5 protein-coding genes and 2 pseudogenes are annotated in these 5,305 nt (G+C 73.2%); 3 read left to right on the top strand and 4 right to left on the bottom strand.

Translation table 11 applies throughout. The features are described from left to right. From GT354_RS30315 to GT354_RS30300, 4 genes and pseudogenes are all read right to left on the bottom strand, one after another. A pseudogene (locus GT354_RS30315) lies at positions 1 to 541 on the bottom strand (beta-ketoacyl-[acyl-carrier-protein] synthase family protein); the annotation flags it as partial. Next, complete coding sequence (locus GT354_RS30310; protein ID WP_346012244.1) at positions 538 to 825, bottom strand: acyl carrier protein; 288 nt, start codon at positions 823 to 825, stop codon at positions 538 to 540. The gene GT354_RS30310 and the pseudogene GT354_RS30315, both read right to left, overlap by 4 nt. Further along, a complete protein-coding gene (locus GT354_RS30305; RefSeq protein WP_161359569.1) occupies positions 822 to 1,097 on the bottom strand; it encodes an acyl carrier protein in 276 nt (91 codons plus the stop codon). The genes GT354_RS30310 and GT354_RS30305 overlap by 4 nt, the downstream gene beginning before the upstream one ends. A 53-nt stretch (positions 1,098 to 1,150) precedes the next feature. Beyond that, complete coding sequence (locus GT354_RS30300) at positions 1,151 to 2,602, bottom strand: fatty acid--CoA ligase family protein (protein ID WP_237535615.1); 1,452 nt, start codon at positions 2,600 to 2,602, stop codon at positions 1,151 to 1,153. Between the two features lie 179 nt (positions 2,603 to 2,781). Here GT354_RS30300 and GT354_RS30295 point away from each other — a divergent pair, with 179 nt between their 5' ends. From GT354_RS30295 to GT354_RS30285, 3 genes and pseudogenes are all read left to right on the top strand, one after another. Continuing rightward, positions 2,782 to 3,870, top strand: coding sequence for an alpha-hydroxy acid oxidase (locus tag GT354_RS30295; RefSeq protein ID WP_161359568.1), 1,089 nt, complete (start codon positions 2,782 to 2,784; stop codon positions 3,868 to 3,870). Between the two features lie 31 nt (positions 3,871 to 3,901). Further along, positions 3,902 to 4,846 (top strand): alpha/beta hydrolase, encoded by a 945-nt coding sequence (locus GT354_RS30290; protein ID WP_161359567.1) that lies wholly within the window; start codon positions 3,902 to 3,904, stop codon positions 4,844 to 4,846. After that, positions 4,843 to 5,305: pseudogene (locus GT354_RS30285) on the top strand (PLP-dependent aminotransferase family protein); the annotation flags it as partial. The gene GT354_RS30290 and the pseudogene GT354_RS30285, both read left to right, overlap by 4 nt.

The raw sequence follows: 5,305 nt of genomic DNA, 5'->3' as shown, positions 1-5,305 counted from the left end.
ACGGCCGCAGCTCCCCGTCGCGGGCCAGGGCCCGGCCCGCGTCGAAGGCCGCGAAGACGCCCGGCTCCACCAGGTGGCCGGCCGCGACCACCACCCGGGGGTGCCGGCCGGAGGCGACCAGGGCGGCGGCGTCGGCCACCGCGGTGGCGGCCGCCACGCACGCGCCGGTGTAGACCCGGGTCACCCCGGGCAGGCCGAGGGCGGCGGTGCCCCTGTTCACGGCCTCGGTCACCTCGCCGGTGCGCAGATCGCTGTGCAGGGCGAGCAGCAGCGGCGTGTCACCGGGCCAGGCGGGCAGCCCGGACTGGTGGCACGCGTCGGCGACGGCGCCGAGTACCGCTCGGGCGAGCGTCGGCGGTTCGAGCAGCAGGGCTGCACGTCGGGTGCCGCGGCGACTGACGTCGAAGCGGGTCACCTCGGTGAAGCCGGTCCTGCCCTGTACGGTCGCGGCCGTCAGCGGGGCGAGCCCGGGGCCGAAGGCACTGAGCACCCCGAGACCGGTGAACACCGGCCAGACGTCCGGCGGTGCGCTGGCGCTCACGACCGCGCGATCCCACCGGTTCCGGTGACCTCGGTGGCCGGGGCGGGGGCGACGGCGAGTACGGCTTCGCGTAGCACCGTGACGGCGTCGTCCACCGTGCGGACAGCCTCGAACTGATCGTCGGAGAGTTCCAGTACGACCGCGTAGCGCTGCTCGAACTCGGCTGTCAGCCAGGTGAGTTCGAGTGATCCGAGGGTCTCCGGGACGCTGCCGGCGGCGCGCTGCCCGAACCTCGCCAGCATCTCCACGACCTCGGCCCGGTCCGGCAGCACGGGCGTACTCACGCGGGGCTGCCGGAGGCGGTCGGGGCGGCGGCGACCTGTCGGGCCACGTCGGCGGTGAACTGGTCGAGGGTCATCAGCGCGGTGGTCTCCATCTCGTCGAGGTCGAACTTGACCCCGAACTCGTCCTCGACCTGCACCGACAGGTCGGCGAGTGCCAGCGACTCGAGGTCGAGTCCGGCCGGGCCGAGGTCGGTGTCGCCGGTGACCTCGGAGACGTCGTAGTTCATCTCGTCGAGTGCCGCGAGGACGAACTCGCGGATGCGCTCCTGCATGGTGGTGCTCCTCGTGCTGGGTGGGGGAACCGGTGCGGTGTGCGTGCGTCGGATCAAAGTGCGGGCGCGCCGGCCGCATCGGCGGGGGGCACCGCGGCGCGCAGTGCGCTGGTGTCGCGCACGAGCTTGCCGGTGGCGGTGCGGGGCAGTGCAGGGAGGAACGAGAGCTGTCTGGGCCGCTTGTAGGAGGCCAGTTGGCGGGTCAGGGCGTCGCGGACGGCGGCGGGGTCGGCGGCAGGCTCGGTGGCCAGGTAGGCCTCGATGGCTCCGTTCTCGAACACCACCACGGCCTCGCGGACCTGCGGCAGGGCCGCGAGGGCCTGCTCGACCTCGGTGAGGTCGACCTTGAGTCCGCCGATGGAGACCTGGGAGTCGCGCCGGCCGAGTACGGTGACCCGGCGGTCCTGCGGGTCGACCCGGGCGGCGTCCCTGGTGTGCAGCCAGCCGTCCGACCAGCGGGTGGGGTCGGCGAGGCCGGGATAGGGGGAGCCGGCCATGGCGATGTGCAGTTCACCGCCGTCCTCGCGCAGGTCCAGGCCGTGCACCGGTTCGGCCTGCGGGTACAGGCTGCCGTCGAGGTCGGTGGCGATGACACCGAGTTCGGTCATCCCGTACATGGTGCCCAGGGGCACGCCGTAGCGGGCGGTGAAGGCTGCGGGCAGCCCGGGGCGGATCGACTCGCCGGCGACGATCATCCGGCGCAATTGCGGCAGCGGCGGGGAAGCGCCGGCGCCGGCCAGCAGTTCGGCGTGGAAGGGGACGCCGATCACCGTGGTGGGCCGGTCGTCCTGGCCGATCGCGGCCAGGATCCCGGCCGGCGTCATCCGCTCCGGGATGGTCAGCGGCACATGGGAGTGGAGGCTGTTGAGCAGTCCGCCGACCAGGCCCAGGACGTGCACGACGGAGGAGAGCAGGACGACCCGCTCGCCGGCCTTGGGGAAGAGTGTGAGCCGCCGGTAGCAGTCGAGTTCGCGCAACAGGTCGGCGGCGGTGCGGGCGATCACCTTGGCGGGGCCGGTGGAGCCCGAGCTGAGCTGGAGCAGGGTGTGGTCGGTCGCCGCGGGGCGGCCACCAGGACGGGCGCGCGGCACGGGGTCGGTCTCGGCGAAGCCGCGCAGAGCCGCTGCGGGGCGGTGCGCCGACTCCACCAGCACCTGGGGGGCCAGCCGTTCGAGGGCAAGCCCGACTTCGTGGTCGGTGAGCCGGTGGTCCAGCAGGACCACCTGGGCGCCCAACTGCCAGCAGGCCAGCAGCGCGGCCGTGTAGCCGAGCGAGGGCGCCAGCCGCAGGGCGGCGGTGCCGCCGGCCAAGAGACCGGCGCCGCGCAGCCGTTCGGCCTGCTCGGCGACGAGTGCGCGCAAGGTTTTGCGGTCGACGGGAGTGCCGAAGTGGAGGCACTCCTCGTCATCGGGGCCGACCAGGAGGAAGTGATCCACCCAGTCTTGCGGGGCCTTGGCATTCGAGGCCCCGGCCGGCAGGGGAGCAAGGGAGGCAGAGCCGGTCAACGCCACTCCACGAAGGGGGAGGTTGTAGGGAAACCGTTCGCAACTGACGGGGTAGGTTCGCTACTTGACGATTGCACAGGCGATCAAGCGAATGCAAGGTCTAGACCAATGGACGGTCGGCCTCCTACGCTGCCGAGGTGGAGCCGGCCCGAACGAGGCATGCCCGGGAAGGAAGCTTTGTGGGGCCACTCGAACTGGCGGACATCGAACGCGCGGCCCGCACCCGACTCCCGGCCGAGGTCTGGGACTTCGTCCAGGGCGGGAGCGGCGCCGAACGGACCCTCGCCGCCAACCGGGCCCAGTTCGAACGCTGTTGCCTGCGCCCGCGCACACTCGTCGACGTCTCCGTCACGGACCAGGGCCTCACCCTGCTCGGGAGCCGCCTGCGAACTCCGATCGGCATCGCACCGATGGCCTACCACCAGCTGTTCGACCCCGAGGGCGAGGTCGCCACCGCTCGTGCGGCCGGGCGGGCCGGGGCGCTCCTGATCGCCGGAATCTTCGCCGGCCGGACCCTGGAATCCATTGCCGAGGCCGCCACCGGCCCGCTGTGGCTCCAGTTGTACTGGCTGCGCCGCCGCGACGCGCTGGCCGCGGTGATCGAACGGGCCGAGGCAGCCGGCTTCCGCGCCCTGGTGCTGACCGTGGACGCCCCCCGGATCGGCCGCAGGCTGCGCGACGCCCGCAACGGCTTCGCCATCCCCACGCACATCCGTGCCGTCAACCTCGACCAGAAACTGATGGCCGCCAGCCACCGTGCCGGCGAAGGGAGTTCAGGCATCGCCGAGCATGCCAAGGAGCAGTTCGACCCCACCCTGACCTGGGCCGATCTGTCCTGGCTGCGCGAGCGCAGCAGCCTGCCGATCGTCCTCAAGGGGATTCTGACCGCCGAGGACGCCCGGCTGGCCGCCGAGCACGGTGTCGACGCCGTCGTGGTCTCCAACCACGGCGGCCGCCAACTCGACAGTGCCCTGGCGACCCTCTCGGCGCTGCCCGAAGTGGTCGCCGCGGTACCGCCGCATCTGCCCGTTCTTCTGGACGGCGGTGTACGAACGGGCACGGATGCCGCCCTCGCGATCGCCCTCGGCGCCCGGGCCGTCCTGATCGGCCGCCCGATCCTGTGGGGCCTGGCCGCCGACGGCGAGGACGGCGTCGCCCGGGTCCTCGATCTTCTGAAGACCGAACTCGACGATACGATGGCCCTGTTGGGCCGGCCACGGCTGGCCGATCTCGACCACACCGTGGTCGCCCGGCCGGCCGACCACTGAACCATCCGCCGACCGATCCACAGGACACCCCTTGCCCCTGCACCCCCAGGCCGAGGCCCTGCGCGAACAGCGCTCCGAAGCCGGTACGCCCCCGCTCTACTCCCTCACCACGGCCGAGGCCCGCGCCGCGGACCTCGCCGACATCCAGGCCTCGGCGGGCCACCCGGAACCGGTGGGCGCCGTGGAGGAGTTCACCGTCCCAGGCCCCGGCGGACCGCTGACCCTGCGGGTCTACCGCCCCGCCGCGGACACTGTCCCGGACGGTCCGCTGCCCGCTGTGCTGTACCTGTTCGGCGGCGGCTGGACCCTGGGCTCGCTGGACACCGGCGACGCGATCTGCCGTCGGCTCACCAACTCGGTCGGCTGCGTGACCGTCGCGGTCGGCTACCGGCTCGCGCCCGAGCACCCGTTCCCGGCAGCCGTCCACGATGTGGCCGCGGCTGCTCGCTGGACCGCCGGGCACGCCGCCGAGTTGGGCCTGGACCCCGGCCGGCTGGCCGTGGCCGGTGACAGCGCGGGCGGCAACCTGGCCGCCGCGCTCACCCTGTTCGCCCGCGACCAGGGCGGCCCGGCCTTTCGCCACCAGCTCCTGGTCTACCCCAACACCGACTGCGACGCGGACACCCCGTCGGTGCGCGAGCACGACGACCCGCTGCTGTTCAACCGCCGCTCGGTGGCCTGGTACTGGTCCCACTACCTGGCCGACCCGGCCGACGGCGCCGACCCGCTGGCCTCCCCGCTGCGCGCCGACGACCTGTCGGGCCTGCCGCCCGCCACGGTGATCACCGCCGAGTACGACCCGCTGCGCGACGAGGGCGAGCTGTACGCCGAGGCCCTGCGCGCCGCCGGCGTCCCGGTGGAGGCCCGCCGCTACGAGGGCATGCCGCACGGTTTCTTCGCCATGGCCGGGGTGCTGGACGACGGTCGCGAGGCCCAGGAGTACGCCGCCCGGCGGCTGCGCGAGGCCCTGCGATGACCACTTTCGACACGAGGGCCCCGGCGACCGGCCCCGGGGTCCCGCTGCCGCTGGGGGAGCTGCACGCCAGCCTCGCCGATCCGCTGCTGGACGCGATGACCTTCCTCAACGAGGTCACCGAGCGCTACCCGGACGCGCTCTCCTTCGCCCCCGGCCGCCCGCACGAGGGCTTCTTCGAGCCCGAGTCGGTCCACACCTACCTGGACACCTACCTTGCCCATCTCGCCGACCGAGGCCTGAGCCCCGGCGCCGTGCGCACCACACTCTTCCAGTACGGCCCGACCAAGGGCATCATCGCCGACCTGGTCGCCCGCACCCTCGCCAACGACGAGGGCCTGGAGGTGGCGCCCGAGGCGCTGGTGCTCACCGTCGGCGCCCAGGAGGGCATGCTGCTGGTGCTGCGCGCCCTCTGCGCCACCCCCAAGGACGTGCTGTTGGTCAGCTCGCCCTGCTACGTGG

Origin of the sequence: Streptomyces sp. SID3343 (assembly GCF_009865215.1) — a bacterium.
Classification (GTDB): domain Bacteria; phylum Actinomycetota; class Actinomycetes; order Streptomycetales; family Streptomycetaceae; genus Embleya.
Note: the sequence above shows the minus strand (reverse complement) of the source record. Positions and strands in the feature narration are given on the sequence as shown.